This window comes from Schleiferilactobacillus perolens DSM 12744, from assembly GCF_001435585.1.
In the GTDB taxonomy this organism is placed as follows: Bacteria; Bacillota; Bacilli; order Lactobacillales; family Lactobacillaceae; genus Schleiferilactobacillus; species Schleiferilactobacillus perolens.
In genome coordinates this window covers 20,733-37,793 of sequence record NZ_AZEC01000013.1, presented here as the reverse complement: position 1 = coordinate 37,793, position 17,061 = coordinate 20,733, and the positions used below count along the sequence as shown (strand labels likewise).

The window sequence follows — 17,061 nt, the reverse complement described above, 5'->3', positions numbered from 1 at the left end:
ATTAGTTTCCCCTGCTCGCCAATATATTTGCACGCCGGTGTTTTGGCCTTCAATCAATAGGTACAACAAGATTGCAGAACCCCGTTTAATTTCGGCAAAAAATATGTTGACTGATCAGTCAATAATTATTGACTCGCGGGTCAACGGGGTCTACACTATGCATCGAGGAGTTGAGGAAATTATGGCGACAAACATTATTGCACTCAATCATGTCAAAAAAAGCTTTGGCCGGACTCAGGCCTTGAAGGATGTCACCTTCACTCTGCCTGCTGGTCAAGTATTGGGGTTTTTAGGCCCGAATGGGGCGGGCAAATCCACCACCATTCGGATTCTGTTGGGGATGTTGAAGCGGGATGGCGGTGACGCCACCGTCTTTGGCGAAGATCCGTGGCACAATGATTTGGCGATCCACCCGCGGATTGCTTATATTCCAGGGGACGTGTATCTGTGGCCCAACCTGACTGGTGGTGAAATCATTGACTTGCTGCTGCGGTTGAATGGTCAAGACCACAACCCTAAGACAGATGCACTGATGAAGGCTTTCGAATTTGATCCCAAAAAGAAGGCCCGGGCCTATTCCAAGGGGAACCGGCAGAAGGTGGCGCTGATTGCCGCCCTGTCCCAGGACGCAGAACTCTACATCTTTGATGAACCTACTTCTGGGTTGGACCCGCTGAACGAGCTGACCTTCCAACAGGAAGTGCGGAAGCTGAAGAAGGCTGGCAAAACGGTGCTGTTGTCCAGTCATATCCTGTCCGAAGTGGAAAAGATGTGTGACGCTATCGTCATCATTCGGGATGGCGCCATCATTGAACAAGGCAACCTCGATCAGTTGCGCCATCTGTCGCGATTACGAATTCAAGTACAGACGGAGCAGCCGTTAAGTGCGCTGAAACAACAAACTGGGGTTTTTGACTGGCACGAAAACGACAGTCATCTCCAGGCTAACTTTGCGGTGGATCACGATGCTTTGACTGCCGTGATGAATGCCTTAACGCCGCTGGGTATCGTGGATCTGCAATCGACGCCGCCAACCTTGGAAGATTTGTTCCTGCACTATTACTCCGATCAGGGGGTGAGCAGTCATGTCACGCAGTGATCGGCACGTCAGCTTCCTGCTGCGAGCCAACTTGAAGCAGAATCTGAAATATTCCATTGTCTGGATCATTATTTTGGAAATGATGATGGCCAGCGGTGCCTTCAAGATGCAAACCATTATGGAATCCACTGGCAAGGGCGTACAGGATCTAATCAAGATGCTGAAAATGCCGGGGATGGCCGGTCTATTCGGTGCGATGCCTGACGGTGTGACTTTGAATTCGGCCACTGTTTTTGCTGGCATCATGATGGTCTTCATGGTAATTTTGGACGCCCTCTATGTGATGCCGCTGATGGTCCGAGATACCCGCGGCCAGGAAGAAAGCGGCCTGTTGGAAATGGTCCGGGCGCGGACAGTGGGCCGCACTGCCGCCGTGGCCGCCGCTCTCTGGGAATTGGTGATCGTCAATGCCATTCTGTTCGTCCTGTATATCGGGACCATCATCAGCCTGAATCTGAAAGGGGCCGACTTTAACGGCACGCTTTTATTCACCCTGGCCTTGATCGTAGGGAATCTTATGTTTGGTGCCTGCACCCTGTTGATCGCTCAATTGACCAGCACTGCTCGCAGCGCCAATATGATTGCTTACACCGTTCTGGTTGCGGCATACCTGGTGCGGACTGTGACAGATATTGAAAACACCGACTGGACTTGGCTGTCTCCCATTGGCTGGGCGCAAAAAACAAATGCGTATTCCGACAACAACTATTGGCCGCTGCTATTAATGCTGGGGGTCGCTATCCTCTTGGCGGGGATTACGTGGCAATTAACTAAAACTCGGGATCTGGGTACCGGCATCTTGCCCGAGCGCGCAGGCCGGGCCCACGCCGCGGGCTATCTGCGGTCCATTCCCGCTTTGTTGTTCCGCACCACCTGGGGTGTCGTCTTAGGGTGGCTGATCGGTGCCGTCGTTGCTGGCGGAATCTTTGGCGGGGTCTTGAACAGTGTCGGTGATATTGTCAAAACTAATCCGCTGTATCGCCAGATGATGAGCATTTCCCAAGTCAACGCCGCTAACAAGACCATGGTGCTGTCTTTCTTAGCCCTCTACATCTTGCTATTTGTCGCTTTCGGCGTCGTTGCTGGTGCCCAGGTCGTTTTTCGCCTCAAAGAGGATGAAGACAAAGGCTATTTGGGCATGATCCATGCCACGAAACAAACTCGGCTAACGATCAGTCTCAGTTATTATGTCATCGGTCTAATCGTTTCTCTACTCGTCTTCGTGATCGGTATCGTCATGGTCTACTACACGGGGAACGCGTCTTTGAAGGAACCATTGGCCCAAGAATATTTGACCCGGATGCTGGTTGCTGGCTTACCGGCAGTCTTCGCCCTAGTCAGTTTGGCCATTCTCCTAGTCGGCTGGGTACCGCGAATCAGCGCTGTATTCTGGGCTTATATGGGAATCGGTCTGCTGGTGCAAATGTTTGGTGCCCTGCTCAACCTACCCAAAGACAGCGGGAAGTTCTCCCCCTTTGGCTGGCTGAACCAGGCACCGCTTCACGCCATTACGACACCGTGGTTAAGCACCATGGTGATCATCACCATCGCCTTTCTTATCCTCGGAGTGATCGGCTATCGCCAGCGTGATGTCGAATGAAAGACGTCACAACAGATCCTCAAAAAGTCGAGCGGATTTTGCATACCGCCATGGTCATTTTTGGCCAGCAAGGGTTTATTAAAAGCAAAACGGATGATATTGCCGCTCAGGCCGGTGTGTCGAAGGGCCTGATCTTTCATTACTTCGGCAACAAACAGTCCCTGTACATCGACACTTACCATGCCGCCTTTGACCGGCTCTACACTTTGGTAGACCAGCAGGTCTGGACCGATGCCACGAGTTTAACGGATATGGTGACCCGGGCCACTCGCTACAAGATCAAGATGCAGCTGGAATATCCGGTAGAATTCCGCTTCTTAATGCAGGCCTATATCGATACGCCCCACTTCCCGCCGCGTTTGCAGAAAGAAATGCGAACGATGATGCAAAGGACCCAGGAGATCGGCAATGGTTATATTGCCGATATGATGAAAAAGATTCAGTTGCGGCCCGGTGTCCAGATGGCAGATGTGCTCGCCGTGGTCAATGCCGTCACCAGCAGCATCATGCTGCAGGCACAACACGCGATTGCCGCCAACCACTACACAAAGATTGAAGACTTGGAATCATTGATTGCCGATATTGATCGCCAACTCACAGTCGTGGAACACGGCTTCCTCCCTGATTGAAGGACAGTCACCGCACGGCGTCAGACCATTCATGCGAATGCGTCTGGCGCCGTTTGTTGTGCCATGCAATCTATGCATAGTACAGCATCTGATATAAGTATTAGACAGACATCAAACCAGCAACTAAGCTAGTTGGTGATGAGGAGTGATTAGGAATGATTAAAGATAAAGTTGTCGTGATTACGGGTGCATCCAGTGGGATCGGTGCAGCAACCGCCACTCTGTTGGCTAGCAAAGGGGCCAAAGTGGTTCTGGCCGCTCGTCGCGAAGACAAGCTGCAACAGCTGACTGACGCCATCAAGGCGCAGGGCGGTCAAGCCGTTTATCAAGTGACTGATGTGACTAAACCAGCGGATAACGCTGCCTTAGTTAAGAAAGCGCAAGATAGTTTCGGCCGCATTGATGTGATGTTCTTGAATGCCGGGTTAATGCCCAATTCACCATTATCAGCGCTGCAAACAGACCAATGGAATGCCATGGTGGATGTGAATATCAAAGGTGTGTTGAATGGGATCGCAGCAGCGTTACCCATTTTCAAGGCGCAAAAATCCGGCCACTTCATCGCCACATCATCGGTTGCAGGCCTGAAAGCTTATCCCGGCGGGGCGGTGTATGGCGCCACCAAATGGGCTGTGCGGGACCTAATGGAAGTGCTGCGCATGGAAAGTGCCCAAGATCATGCCAACATTCGCACCGCCACGATTTACCCAGCAGCGATCAAGACAGAACTGTTGGACACCATTACCGATCAATCCACCGCCAAAGGCATGCAACAATTGTATGACACGTACGAAATCGGTCCGGATCGAGTGGCTAATGTCGTCGCCTTCGCCATCGATCAACCTGAGGATACAAACGTTAACGAGTTTACGATCGGACCCACCAACCAGCCTTGGTAATCCCGAATGTATTGAAAAACCACCAATTGACCATATTCGGTCGGATTGGTGGTTTTTTGGCGGTACAGATGTTAATCGAAACGCCAATTGATCTTCGCTGTCACTTGTTGTAAGACGACATCGCTCTTTGGATCGGCCAATACCGCAACCGTGTAATTGGCCTCAGTATCGTCAACGGCCTTCTTATCCTGTTTCTGTTTATCCGTTGCCCCAAACGCACTGATCGTATCAATGCTTTCGCCGGGCTGCACAGTTTTACTGCGATTCGCAATCCGTTTGACGTCTTCCTCATGCCGGGGCGGATCCATGCCCACATAGGCGGCAAAGGTGGTCACCGGTTTGATTACCCGGTTAGTCTGACCGCCCATCTTGTGCATCGTTTGCACTTTGAAGACGGATTGAAAAGCTTTTACCGGATTCTGGGGTTTATTTGTCGTGTTTTTATACGTGAAATCAATTTTGAACCCATCCCAGCTTTGGGGATTGTCTTTATTCTTTTGATAACCGGATAGGTACGCCTCGCCGGTCGTAAACTCGCCCACGGCAGTCGTAAACCGATATGGGGTATCTAAATTTTGCTTAGGCAGACGGGTGAATTGATAAGTATTATCTTTAATCTTGGCCTGGACTGCCCTCTTCTGACTGGTCGCTTTCTTCTGACTGGTTTGACTGACAGCGGATTGGCTGCTCTTATTCTGCGGTTGACAAGCGCTCAACGAACCAACAGCCAAGAGACTGAGCAGCACTCCGGCCATGGTATGGATGATTTTCTTCAATTGGTATCGCTCCCTTCAACAAATCAAGCATACCAATAAATATAGAAAAATGATACTCGTAATCTGTAAAGTATCACATAAAATAAGCCGAATCTCCGGGATTTTGCTTGTTTCGCTGAATATTTGTCAAAATAAAAGTATACTGTCGGGCCATATTGGTCTGACCCAGTATTGTCTCAATACTAATGGCCTGCTCGCAAGTCTTGATGCCACCGGTCTCATCTCCGGCCACAAGGGCATACCACCCGCGGCAAAATAGCAGCCGATTCGCATTATTCAGATCGTGTTCTGTCTGCAGTATATTTTCCACTGCCGCGCATACCATCGTCCAAACCGTCTTTCAAGGGGTGGGCGCGACCATTATTGTGCTGCTCAACCACAACTATGTGTTATTCGGCCTGCTGAATGCGGCAACCTTTCTGCTCAGCGCCTGGTCCTTAATCCGCCAGCGCCAAATATTGCAAACGGCTGAGCCAGCCCAGTCTGCTCGCCCGTTCCAGCGGCTGCCATTGCGCCAAAGCATCCGTCAAACGCTGGCTTTCTTACATCATGATCGGTCCTTATTCATCCTGAGTATCTTCGCTTTCTTGATCAATTTGCTGACCGCGGCCAACGACGGTATGATGACCGTCACGCTGTTAAGTACCCCCCGCCTTTGGCTCAACAATTATGGTTACACGGTCGCCGTCTTGAATATGACACTGTCGATTGGGCTGATTGCGGGATCACTATTCGCCAATGACGGATTGCAGCGGCTGTCGATCATGAAACTGATGGCGTTGATCCTGGCCGCTGCCATGTCACTGGCCGTCGCTTTCCTGGGCCAGTGGAGCATTGGGCTGATCATCGCCAGCCTCTTCGCCACCGGCTATCTGTTGGGTAAAATTAATCCCCGTATCAGCACCCTGCTAATGATGCGTGTACCCGAGAAAGAAATTGCCGCTATGTCGGGCGTTGTCGGCATGGTCACGCTGATCGGCGCCCCCATCGGTCAAGTGGTTTTCCTCGGCATCGCCAATGGCGTTAGTCCAGCAGCCAGTTGGCTGGCGTTTGGTATCGCTGCATTCTGTCTATTGATTTTGACGGTGATGATGGTCAAAAAAATGCCAGCCAGCGACTAAAAGACGGTTTTAATTCCCATGAGCACGAGCAGCACCGCAATAAATAGTTTGAGATACTTCTGGGTGTGTGGATTTTGACTCAATTTATTCAAGAGTAATGGTGCTAGTAATGCCCCGATAATGGCGCCAATCATCAATCCACCACCAGCCGTCCAGTCAATTCGGCCACCGGAAAAGTGCAGCAAAGTTCCGACCGCTGTCATCCCGACCAGCACATAAGAAGATGTTGCGGCTGCACTAAACATATCCTGACCCATTAACAGTAAGCCCGCGAGAATGGGGCCGCCGCCGCTGAGACCAGCCACCCCCACCATCAGACCGCTGAGTACGCCATACAGGCTGGCTTTCATTCGACTGGGCGATACATTACGGGACCCCTTGTGCTGATTTTGTTGGAAAAATATCTGGATCCCTAGGACAAATAGAATAATTCCCACAATCCACTGATAAATTGTAGTGGGTATATATGGAGAAACCAACGATCCAACCACCACCGCCGGTAATGCCGCCAATAGCATTTGATTACCAAGTTTAACGTCAATCTTCCCTTGGCGAAAATATCCGATTGACCCAATGACCAAAGACGGCAGTGCCGTAATTAACGATGTCGCAGCTGCCCGTGCTGGCGTCAGATGAAAGACAGCGGTCAAAACGCCTAAATAGATAGCCGCGCCACCGCCACCCATACTAATGACAAATAAGCCCACGACAAAACCAATCACAATTAGCAAAAAGAGATTCACAGAAAAGTTCCTTTCAGCAGCGCATTTTTAATTTACAAGTTGTAATTATAGGTTACAATATGTATTAGTCAAGCTGAAGGGAGTTCTTTTTTTGCCACGTCAAATTCTATCTTCCAAAAAAATTATCCAGCAAGCGGTTATCTTGATTACTCATGATCAGACGCCCACTTTCTCGAATATTGCCCGGGAAATGGGGACCCGTTCCCAGGCACTGTATGTGTATTTTGCCAACCAGGATCAACTGCGCGGAGCCATCTTCCTGTGGGCACTGGGGACCCTCAGCGATACATTAAAAAACCAACTATTTGGTCTTTCTGGTCGTCCAGCCATCGAGCGTTTTGCCCAGGTCTGCCGCACTGTCGGTTTACAAAATATCCGTCTGGCCCGTTTTGTCCTCATGACGCCGCGCCATCTGCAAGACAACACGGCCCACCAGACCGTCACGGATTTAAACGGATTACTGATGCAGCTATGTGCCACTTATAGCGACAAAAAAAACGATCAGATTATCATCGCGCGTACACTGCGTAATCTGATCGTTGGCGAAATTGTGAATGTGGGGGCGGGCTGGTTCCATAATCCAACCGTCTCAGCAGCGGACAGCTTCAACCAAATGATAACCAATTATCTGGATACATTAAGCACTGGTTAAGGTGCCTGGGTTAATGTCCAGGTCAACTCGGATTGATACTTCCCTGTGAGCATAAACGCCGTTTGCGGCACATGCAGGCTGGTAGTGCTAGTTAAATTGGTTGCCAGATTGGTTTGCTGATTAGCTAATAGCGTCACGGCGGTGTCATTCGTAGGTACCGCCACATTCGGATACCCCGGGATGGCCATCGTCAAAGTGGGATTGGTGGGCAATGACATACCCGACAGATCATGAACAAAACCACTGGCACTGACGGACAAACTCCAATTCTGCCCTTGGACAGCGAGAAAACCGGTGTTGTTGCCGTCGTAGGTATTCTTACTGGTTTGCCCGGCCAGTGGTGCATAATTCAACGTCACTCCGCCAGTTTGATAGAAGTCAGCGACTTTGGGTGTGGTGGGCGTGCCACTGGCAAAATTTAAGAAACTTAGGTTAGGCACGGCAATCAGTTGGGACTGGTTGGCCGTGACCGTCAGCCGCGTATAATTTGAGCGCCAGGTGGTCGTACCCTCACTGTTGGTCAAAATAATGTTCAGTTGCAGATAATAATAATCATCCACTGTGGGCTTAGCCACGCTGGCCCAAGAAAACGTCGGCGAATTGAGAACTGCCGTTGTGGTGATTTTTTGGTGGGCAGAATTATAGACCGACCATTGGTAGCTTGGTGTGGCCCCACTGGGGAATACAATTCCCGTCAAAGCAGCCGGCAGATAGGAAAAAGCACGATTGGCTGTTGCCGCCTGGGGCACCAGGCCCCCGACGGTCACCTGGGTGCTGCCGTTGATGGTTCCTGGTACCACCGTATTGGTCGCCTTAACTGGAAAATTAACAGTCAACCCATTATCGTTGCGCATCAGACTATCAATGCTGCCTTGATTGTCCACGGTTGAACTGAAGCGAGTGGAAAGCGCCGTCGTGGTAGATAAACTGCCGACTTCAGTCGCTGGCGGCGTCCAAGTCACTGGCGACGTACTATCCGCAGGCGTCAAGTTGGCATGAATGGCAGTGCTTTCTCCCCAAAAAATCGTGGGCCGGTCCGGTTGGGGATTAATCGCCGTCGCATCCTTGGGTGCAGGTAAAACGGTCACCTTAATCATATTGCTGTACAAAATGGTGTTATTACTGTAATGCACACCAAACTGATAATAGTAAGTGCCTACTGGCAACGCTCCTAGATTGAGGGTCACATCTGCGTAAGGGGCTTGCTTATTGTAGGTCGCTGTCGCCGTTGCATCTGCCCACTGATTGTTCCGATAAACCCGCGCAGTCACACTCGTAATATCGTTGCTGCCAAAGATGCCCGCGACTCGCGGCCAATACGTGGATATTAATTTGGCTTGGATCGGTGTGCCTTGAACAGCATTCACATCACTGGGTTGGGCAGTGATGCCATTAGTAATGACCCAAAAGTTGAGGATCGGAACACGCCATGCATCTCCGGGACTGGACGGGGTTCTCTCGGGAGTCGGCGCTGTATCCGCTGCGACAACTGTCTGAGGTACCAATGATCCAGATCCGGCCGCCGCCACACCGCCGCCCAGCACACCAAGACTGAGGAGGACCAACAGCTTCAACAAAATCTTTTTCACTACTGCGACCTCCTCCGATCTCGTAATTGCCAGCTAGCTAATCCTGTCAGAATAATTAATTCTAAGCCCACAACGGCCAACAGCGGTGAGCGTTGTTCATCTAATTGGGGGATCTTGCCCTCATCTTCAGTCGTAATATGTGACTCCGGCAATGTTTCGTCACCCTTGGGGATCGATGTATCATCCACAATTACTGTAAATTGGGCCGTACTGTTGGCCGCTTGCACTGGTGTGGCCCGGTGAAACAAGCCCAGCCCAAAGACACCGACTAATAGCACGCCGATTTTAAGAGTCGTGTTTGTCCGTCGATTCATTTTGATGCCCCCTTCGTACGCCGAGAAGGTAGAGACCATAACCGATGATGAGTACTGCTAAAGCCAGCACAATCCACCATAACCATTTTTGCCAAGGTGATTGAGTGCCAGTTTGACGTTTTGCAAACTTATTGGCCTCTTGCTCACTGACCGTGAAGTTGCGTGTAAATTGCCATGTTTTATCAACTGCCTGCACTGTCATGTGCAGTGTGTACTGCCCCGCCGAAATACCCTTCTTCGCTGCCGAGATGGGTAAATCAAAGTTAGAATTAGGGGCCATGGAGCCGCCTGTCAGCTTGGCCGAATACATGGTTCCTTTTTCCCCGCGCTTCGTCACCCGAGCATTGATCGCCATTCCGCGAAAAAGCTGCGGGGCTTGGTTTTGCAACCGGGCCAAGATGGCCGGTTGTTTGTTGCTCAAACCCGGCCGCACTTGCCGCAACTTTAAATCAGGTGTGAGCGTTTGGGCCGGATCCTGACTTAGAATCACACCGAGGGCCATCGCAAACTGATTGCGTAGGGCAAACTGACCAGACGCAGCCTTGTCTTCGGTCACATCCAAAGCATAAATACTGCCGAGAATCTGCCCTTTGAACCCCGTAGTCGGCACAATGTATTCAAAGGTAACGACCTTGCTTTGTTCCGGATCCACCGTGATGGTCACCGGCTTAGAAAACAGTTGATTGAGCGGATGCTGCAAGGTGGCATCTGCTTTTTTTGTGCTCGGCGTGTAATTGATCTGACCGGCATCATTTGTAGTTGCTGATGTCGGTGTCAAACGAATCTTGCGGGTATCCGTTTTACTGGTATTTTGGACCTGAACACCCACTTTACCCCTTTGCCCAGGCGTGACCTTCAAGACGAAATAGCCTAAATTGTGATCTGTCTGATTATCCGGGTACAACGGGGCTAAATAAAACTCGGCCCCCTGCGCCGCGGCTTGCACAGTGTGCATTAATCCGAGCATCACCCCAATGGCATCAGCAAAAAAGCCAGCCACAGTACAGCCCAGCGTTTCTTAATTGCCATTCTGATTCTCGCTTTCCAATAAGTAACTGATGACAGCCGAAGCCGCCATCGTCAGTGTGTTGTGCTTAGGCACCGGCAATTAAAGTCCAAACAATATCAGATTGATAGACCGCATTCGCCGAAATGTTGGCGGATTGTGCAGGGATTGTCAAACTGGCATTCGTCGGTCCGCTGACAGTCCAAGTCGTCGCCCCTTTACCTTGCGTTGCACCGGCTGTCGCCACATTCAATGCCGTGGCACCAATATTAGTCCCAGCCAGATTCAACTGTTCATTTGGTGCAACCTGGTTAGCCCCGGTTGCTGACAAGCTCAGCGTGATGTTATTCAAGTCGGGATTATTAATCGCCTTGAAAACACCGCTAAACGCTGTGGATAGTGTCCAGCCACCGGTAGAACCACGTAAGTCATTCACGATCAGTTTACCTGCACTATTACCATCAAATGCCGTTTTATTCTTCGAAGTCGCCACATTGGCCGCCGCATTGACGCCATTATTGGCCAATGCTTGTGTGCCACCGTTCATCAAGGTGCTTAAGTTCGCTTGACCAAAGTTCAAATCTGGTACAGCTACCAGTTGGAGCGGGCCGCCTTGAACCGTAAACTCGGCCGTTGACTTCGCTGATGCACTCGCACCCGCTTCTGCCACAAATACATTTTGGCCATTTGTCACCGTTGTGTTGCCGCTCAAGTTATAATCTGCAGTCCCAGGTCCCGCGACTGCATTGGCAGTTGAAACCGGGAGCAATGCTGCTGCACCTAATAAAGCAGCAGTCAGAAACGTTATCCCTTTACGTTTCATAAGAAATAAACCCCTTCCCATATTGTGAAAACATTTTCTTCCAAACACTCTCATTTTACCGATAAGGGGGAATTTTAGCAACTTCACGCAAATAGCCCAAAAGACGAAAATTCGTCTTTTGGGCAGGAAGCGCGTTATTTTAAGGCGCCTGGGTTAATGTCCAGGTAAGTTGTGATTGATACCGACCAGCTAAGATCGAGCCGGTTTTGGGTATTTGCAGCCTGGTGTTGTTGTAAAAAGTATACGTAAGATCACCCGTTTGATTAGTGAACAATACGACCGGTGTTCCATTAGCCGGCACACTGACATTACTGCTGGGCAAGCCCAACGTAAGTGTTGGTGTCGTCGCCAATGCCACATTGGTTTCGTGGACAAAGGTACTTGCACTGACAGACAAACTCCACTTAGGGCCTTGGGTTTGTACTGCTAGAAAACCGGAGTTGTTACCATCGAAGGTATTCTTCCCTGTTTGTCCGGCCAGCGGAAAGTAACTGAGTGTTAATCCGGTTGGTTGAAGAAAGTCTCTGACGGTGGGCGCAACTGCCGCTCCGTTGACAAACTTGGCAAAACGTAAGTTGGGTACTGCAATCAAACGGACCTGGGGATCATTAACTTTTAAGGGCGCATAATTTGAACGCCAGACAGCGTCACCAGCACTCGTTTTTACCTTAATGTCAAGTTGAAGATAGTAATGATCCCTGACGGGAGGCTGCTTCACGTTGCCCCAAGAAAACTCTTTCTCATTTAATACCATACCGCTTGTGGAAGAAATTTTATTGTAATTGGCATCATATACAGTCCACTGATAAGACTGTGTTGAGCCTTCGGGAAACACAATGTCCTGATATGACTCAGGCGTATATGAGAAGCTGTGCCCTCGAATAGCTTCCGTCGGTAACAGCCCCCCCACGGTGACCGATGCATCTTTATGCACCTGGCTACCATCATGGTTCGTTGCGGTCACTGGAACAACCACTTTTAACCCAGAGGGATTCTTCATTAACGGTACAATACTGTTGTTATTGTCTTGTGTTGATTGGAATTGGGTGGAAGACCCCGTGGTCACAGCCAGACTACCGTACTGATTATTTGGTTGTGTCCAGGTCACATTGGCAGTACTCTCTCCGGGTATCAAGTTGGCGTGAATACCTGTGCTTTCCCCCCAAAATAAGGTTGGTCGATCCGGTTTGGGATCCATATCCGTGGCACTCACCGGCTCAGGTACAATTGTCACCCTAATCATCTGACTATACGCAGTGGTATTGTTACTATATTTCACAGCAAATTGCAGGTAATATGTCCCACTAGGCAATGCGGTACCTAAATCCACGCTAATATTTGCACTCGGCGTCGTTTTTGAAATATCGACTTTTGCTTCATTAAGATTACTCCAACCGCCATTCCTATAAATTCTTGTCTGAACGCCAGTCACATCATTATCATTGCTCCCAATCCATGGTTTCGGTTTATATGTCGATGTGAGTTTGATTATTTGCCCAGATGATCCCTGAACAAAATTGGCATCACCAGGTTGTGTCGTAATTCCATTCCAAATCCAATAACCCAAAATCCAGAGATTAATCGCAAACCCATTTCCGCTGGGCTTATTCTCTGCAACTGGTGCCGTAGTGGTTGCGACTATACTCGCCGATGCGACCATCGATACCGAACTAATTAGCAAAGAAGCATTTAGTGTTCCAATACTCAGGAGAATCAGAAGCTTCAACAGTATTTTTTTCACTGTTGCACCCTCCTTCCCCGTAGTCGCCAACTCAAAATTAGTGTGAGTAATACCAGTTCCACACCGATAATTATCAGCAGGGACGAGTGATCGTCATTCAACTGCGGCATCCGACCGGTTGTTGTCGTGGTGATGGTCGAACCAGGCAGTGTTTCACTGCCGTCTGGAATTGCCTTATCATCAACAATAACCGTGAACTGGGCGGTGCTTTCGGCAGCCCGCGTGTTTACCGAGGGGATGGTGCGGCATAGGATCAAGATGCATCCCAAAAGCACGCTGACTTTAAGTGCTATGCGCATCAGCTGTTTCATTTTTATGCCCCCTTCGCACACCGAGAAGGTACAATCCGTAACCGATGATGAGTACTGCTAGACCGATGGCAATCCACAAAAGCCATTTTTGCCAGGGCGGCTGTTGATTACCCGGGGTCTTTGCTGCAAACTTTGCCGCACTTTTTTCACTCACGGTAAAGTTACGATTGAACCGCCACGTCTTTCCTTTCGCCTGAACTGTCATGTGCAGCGTGTACTGGCCCGCTGAAAGGCCATCTTTTTCTGCAGAGATAGGCAGGTCAAAATTGGAGTTTGGCGCCATAGAGCCGTTCTTCAGTTTGTGTTGGTACTTAGTTGCTTGTTCTCCTTTTACGGTGACCCGAGTGTCAATGTTCATGCCGCGAAATAATTGCGGTGCCTGATTTTGTAATCGCGCTAAAATTGCTGGCTTTTGATTACTCAGACCTGGCCGGACCTGCTGTAATTTCAAATCTGGCATCAGCGTCTGTTCAGGATCTTGACTCAAAACGATTCCTAACGCCATGGCAAATTTGTTTTTGAGTGCAAATTGACCATCCGCATCTTTTTGTTCAGTAATATCTAGGGCATAGATACTCCCTAGGATTTGGCCTTTGAACCCTTCTTTAGGAAGAATATATTCAAAGGTCACTACCTTGCTTTTCTCTGGTTCCACCGTGACAGTCACCGGTTTGGAAAACAGCTGATTCAACGGGTGTTGCAAAGTTTCGTCTGCTTTTTTCTCACTCGGTGAATAGTTAATTTGTCCTGCATCGTTAGTGGTTGCTGGCGTTGGCGTCAATTGAATCTTACGGGTACTGGTTTTACTCGTGTTTTGGACCTGGACCCCGACCTTGCCCTTTTGCCCAGGTGTGACTTTCAATACAAAGTAGCCGAGATTTTGATCCGTTTGGTTTTCCGGATATAACGGCGCCATGTAAAAATCTGACCCTTGTGCCTTTTCCTCTGCCTGTACCGGGTTGCTTAAGCCGAGCATCAGCAATGGCACGAGCAGAAAAGCCATTAACATTATTTGCCAATTCTTTTTTGTGGCCATCCTGATCCTCGCTTTCCATCAAAAATTGATGACGACACTGGACCGCCGCCATCGGTTGTTACTATGCGCCTGCTACGAGAGTCCAAGTAATATCTGCTTGATAAACTGCATCATTAGGTACGTCCACACCTTGACCTGGCAATGTTAGGCTGGCATTTGTTGATCCAGTAATATTCCAAGTTGTCGACTCCTTACCCAAGCCTGAGGCCGCACTCGCTACTTGTTTACCAGTAGCGTCAATGTCAGTACCATTGAGTGCCACTGTGCCAGATACTTGGTTAGTTCCCGTTGCCGTCAAATTTAACTTGATGCCATTGAGCACTGGCGCATTTGCGGTTAACGATTTGAATTCATTAGCCAATGACGTTGACAACCGCCACCCTTCACCTGTTCCACGCAAGTCATTGACAATTAATTTACCAGCACTGTTCCCGTCAAATGCAGTGACATTCTTTGAGGTCGAATCAGTTTTCACCCCGTTATTATCTAATTCTTGCTTCCCGCCACTTAAGATCTTACCTACTGAAATCTGACCGAAGTTTAAATCAGGTACGGCAACAAGTTGTAACTCACCGGCTTGCACTGTAAACTCAGCTGTTGATTTCGCTTTTGCTGGCGTATCACCATCTGGAACGAAAACAGTCTGACCATCCGTAACAGTGGTATTCGCGCTCAAGTTAGGCCCCGTCGTGGACGTCCCCGGTCCAGTGACACCGTACACCGTCGTTGCCGGTAACAAAGCCCCCAACCCCACCAAGGCGGTCGCCGCCAATGTGACATACATGCGTTTCATGTAAAACCTCTCCTCTCGAATCCTTCTTTCAAGTGTTCTACTTCACAATTAAATTGTATCGAAACGCTCACGGAGCCGACAAGAAATTACCCACCCAAAAAGGCGAAAAAGCATATCAACTTTTTCGCCTTTTCCCATTGTTTTTTGTTATTTTTGAACTCAAAACGTAGTCTATTTACCGCTTGCTGACGACGATCTTGAAGCTTCCAGCGACACCGATCAGCAGGACTCCCGTCACGATAAAAATTATCCCAATCGGTATTTTATCTGCCAACGGACCATACCCCAGCATTGCAATGGGATAAATTCCTGTCGAGAGAATTTGCCACAACGAGAACACGCGGCCCATCATGTTCTGGTCGACCGTTTCCTGCAAATAGATGGTTTGCAGCGCCGTAATCAAAGGATACGCCACACCTGATAAAAACATGAACGTTAAATAGAGCAAAAATGGCTGGGACAGTCCCATTTCCGCGAAGCACAGGCCGCTTACCGCCATGCCGATGGCGATCATCGTGATCTTGTTGGCGAATTGCTTGCGCCAAGCAATCCACAGGCCGGTGATACTGGCACCCAGTGTCCACGCCCACTCGTTAAACGTCAGATGCCAAACTTCGGAACCAAATGTCCGATTCACGTACAGCGTCGATAGTTGTGACGACGGCGCAATCAAGATAAATGCACAGGCGGTCAAAATCATAAAGGGCAAAAGAATCTGGTTCGTTCGCACATACCGTAACCCGCCAATAATCTGGCTGCCCTTTTGCTCACCATCTTCGTGCACAGGTGTGGCCACTTGCAGGGACCACAGGAACATCACCGCCAATAGCGCACTCAACGCATCGACGATGAAAATCCAAATGATGCCGAGATCGGCGAGAATCCAGCCGGATAATAGTGGTGAAAGCAGCAGCATCACCGACATCACCACTTGGTTCAGCCCATTCATGCGGGTGATTGCCGCGTGGGGTACGAGTTGCGGCAATAAAGCATTAGCGGCTGGGGTTTCGATCCCAGTACCAAGTGCCCGTACCACGGCGATGGCCAATAACAGTCCCAGTTCGTGAACTTGAACGGTGTATAGGAACGCGAAGAATAGGGTCACCACTGTCACTGCGCCGGCTGCACCGATAATCAGCCATTTCCGGTTATACCGATCTGCCCAAACGCCGGCAAAGAGTGAAATCAAGATTGTCGGCAGCGTCGTGGCCAGACTCACGTAAGTCATCCAGGCCCCCGATGATGTCACCAGCGCAATGTGCCACAAGATGGCATAAAACACCGTGGACGAACCAAACACAAATAAATTTTGACTAATCAGATACGCTGCTGCCTGCCAATGCCAATCCCGTTTCACCATCATTTCAGAAAATCCCCCTGAAATAATTATACCGCTGAAAAGAATCCCGCCTCTAGGCCCATGACGCTGCCGCAAAAATCTGCTAAGGTGGGTTTTAGGATATGCGAAAGGAGCGCCTCCGCTTGAAAAAACTATTTGCGATGATCGTCATTTTCTTGGTGGTCATTATCATCGGTGCCGTGGTATTGATCACCCCCACCGCCATTTTGATGATGGTCATGCATATTTACGGTTTCAATGTCTGGCACTGGCAGATCATCGGCTTTTTGCTGGCCAGTGAAATCGTGGTGATGATCATCGATTTGGTCGCTCCGCACCTAGTCAATCCGGATGCGCCCCACGGAAAGATCATCAATACGATTTGGGAAGTGGTGGGGGCCATCCTGCTAACCTTTTTCGTGATGCTGCTATTCAACGATCTATGGTTTCACCTACCGTTGCCCGGCATCTTCACCTTCTGGCTGGCCACGGTTTACGGACTGACGATGATGGTCATTGACCGACTACTGCCGGATGAAGCTAAGAATCAATTAAATCGATGAAAAATCGGACTCGCCACTTTTGACGAG

18 protein-coding genes are annotated in these 17,061 nt (G+C 49.6%); 7 read left to right on the top strand and 11 right to left on the bottom strand.

Features of this window, described 5'->3' with window-relative positions; genetic code table 11:
• The first annotated feature begins 181 nt into the window (after positions 1-181).
• From FD09_RS12165 to FD09_RS12150, 4 genes are all read left to right on the top strand, one after another.
• Positions 182-1,099 carry an ABC transporter ATP-binding protein gene (locus tag FD09_RS12165; protein WP_057821773.1) on the top strand — a complete coding sequence of 306 codons (918 nt, stop codon included), beginning with the start codon at positions 182-184 and terminating at the stop codon, positions 1,097-1,099.
• A complete protein-coding gene (locus FD09_RS12160; protein WP_057821771.1) occupies positions 1,086-2,699 on the top strand; it encodes an ABC transporter permease in 1,614 nt (537 codons plus the stop codon). The genes FD09_RS12165 and FD09_RS12160 overlap by 14 nt, the downstream gene beginning before the upstream one ends.
• Positions 2,696-3,328, top strand: coding sequence for a TetR/AcrR family transcriptional regulator (locus tag FD09_RS12155; protein ID WP_057821769.1), 633 nt, complete (start codon positions 2,696-2,698; stop codon positions 3,326-3,328). The genes FD09_RS12160 and FD09_RS12155 overlap by 4 nt, the downstream gene beginning before the upstream one ends.
• Positions 3,329-3,483: 155 nt before the next feature.
• The gene (locus FD09_RS12150; protein ID WP_057821768.1) at positions 3,484-4,227 is read left to right on the top strand and encodes an SDR family oxidoreductase; all 744 of its coding nucleotides are present in this window, start codon (positions 3,484-3,486) and stop codon (positions 4,225-4,227) included.
• A 71-nt stretch (positions 4,228-4,298) separates the two neighbouring features.
• Here the strand turns inward: FD09_RS12150 and FD09_RS12145 are convergent, their stop codons facing one another.
• Positions 4,299-5,003 carry a hypothetical protein gene (locus FD09_RS12145; protein WP_057821766.1) on the bottom strand — a complete coding sequence of 235 codons (705 nt, stop codon included), beginning with the start codon at positions 5,001-5,003 and terminating at the stop codon, positions 4,299-4,301.
• A 185-nt stretch (positions 5,004-5,188) separates the two neighbouring features.
• On the opposite strand from FD09_RS12145, the gene FD09_RS12135 reads away from it, so the two are divergent.
• Positions 5,189-6,124: an MFS transporter gene (locus tag FD09_RS12135; RefSeq protein WP_162261515.1), complete on the top strand. Its 936-nt coding sequence runs from the start codon at positions 5,189-5,191 to the stop codon at positions 6,122-6,124.
• Here the strand turns inward: FD09_RS12135 and FD09_RS12130 are convergent.
• Positions 6,121-6,867 carry a sulfite exporter TauE/SafE family protein gene (locus FD09_RS12130; RefSeq protein WP_057821758.1) on the bottom strand — a complete coding sequence of 249 codons (747 nt, stop codon included), beginning with the start codon at positions 6,865-6,867 and terminating at the stop codon, positions 6,121-6,123. The two genes, FD09_RS12135 and FD09_RS12130, sit on opposite strands and share 4 nt — an antisense overlap.
• 91 nt (positions 6,868-6,958) lie before the next feature.
• Here FD09_RS12130 and FD09_RS12125 point away from each other — a divergent pair, with 91 nt between their 5' ends.
• Complete coding sequence (locus FD09_RS12125) at positions 6,959-7,519, top strand: TetR/AcrR family transcriptional regulator (RefSeq protein WP_057821756.1); 561 nt, start codon at positions 6,959-6,961, stop codon at positions 7,517-7,519.
• Here the strand turns inward: FD09_RS12125 and FD09_RS12120 are convergent.
• The 9 genes from FD09_RS12120 to FD09_RS12080 form a co-directional block, all read right to left on the bottom strand.
• Positions 7,516-9,108: a hypothetical protein gene (locus FD09_RS12120; RefSeq protein ID WP_057821754.1), complete on the bottom strand. Its 1,593-nt coding sequence runs from the start codon at positions 9,106-9,108 to the stop codon at positions 7,516-7,518. The genes FD09_RS12125 and FD09_RS12120 overlap by 4 nt on opposite strands.
• Complete coding sequence (locus FD09_RS12115) at positions 9,108-9,422, bottom strand: hypothetical protein (RefSeq protein ID WP_057821752.1); 315 nt, start codon at positions 9,420-9,422, stop codon at positions 9,108-9,110. The genes FD09_RS12120 and FD09_RS12115 overlap by 1 nt, the downstream gene beginning before the upstream one ends.
• The gene (locus FD09_RS12110; protein WP_162261514.1) at positions 9,394-10,389 is read right to left on the bottom strand and encodes a WxLIP family cell surface protein; all 996 of its coding nucleotides are present in this window, start codon (positions 10,387-10,389) and stop codon (positions 9,394-9,396) included. The genes FD09_RS12115 and FD09_RS12110 overlap by 29 nt, the downstream gene beginning before the upstream one ends.
• Before the next feature lie 127 nt (positions 10,390-10,516).
• Positions 10,517-11,251 (bottom strand): WxL domain-containing protein, encoded by a 735-nt coding sequence (locus tag FD09_RS12105; protein ID WP_057821749.1) that lies wholly within the window; start codon positions 11,249-11,251, stop codon positions 10,517-10,519.
• A gap of 139 nt (positions 11,252-11,390) precedes the next feature.
• Complete coding sequence (locus FD09_RS12100; protein ID WP_057821747.1) at positions 11,391-12,992, bottom strand: hypothetical protein; 1,602 nt, start codon at positions 12,990-12,992, stop codon at positions 11,391-11,393.
• Positions 12,989-13,303 (bottom strand): hypothetical protein, encoded by a 315-nt coding sequence (locus FD09_RS12095; RefSeq protein ID WP_057821744.1) that lies wholly within the window; start codon positions 13,301-13,303, stop codon positions 12,989-12,991. Before FD09_RS12095 ends, FD09_RS12100 begins: the two co-directional genes overlap by 4 nt.
• A complete protein-coding gene (locus FD09_RS12090; RefSeq protein WP_057821742.1) occupies positions 13,275-14,339 on the bottom strand; it encodes a WxLIP family cell surface protein in 1,065 nt (354 codons plus the stop codon). The genes FD09_RS12095 and FD09_RS12090 overlap by 29 nt, the downstream gene beginning before the upstream one ends.
• Positions 14,340-14,400: 61 nt before the next feature.
• The gene (locus FD09_RS12085) at positions 14,401-15,132 is read right to left on the bottom strand and encodes a WxL domain-containing protein (RefSeq protein WP_057821740.1); all 732 of its coding nucleotides are present in this window, start codon (positions 15,130-15,132) and stop codon (positions 14,401-14,403) included.
• Positions 15,133-15,307: 175 nt separating this feature from the next.
• Positions 15,308-16,495, bottom strand: coding sequence for an MFS transporter (locus FD09_RS12080; RefSeq protein WP_420806861.1), 1,188 nt, complete (start codon positions 16,493-16,495; stop codon positions 15,308-15,310).
• 119 nt (positions 16,496-16,614) lie between these two features.
• Between FD09_RS12080 and FD09_RS12075 the strand changes: the two genes are divergently transcribed.
• A complete protein-coding gene (locus tag FD09_RS12075) occupies positions 16,615-17,034 on the top strand; it encodes a hypothetical protein (protein ID WP_157053800.1) in 420 nt (139 codons plus the stop codon).
• Positions 17,035-17,061 lie beyond the last annotated feature (27 nt).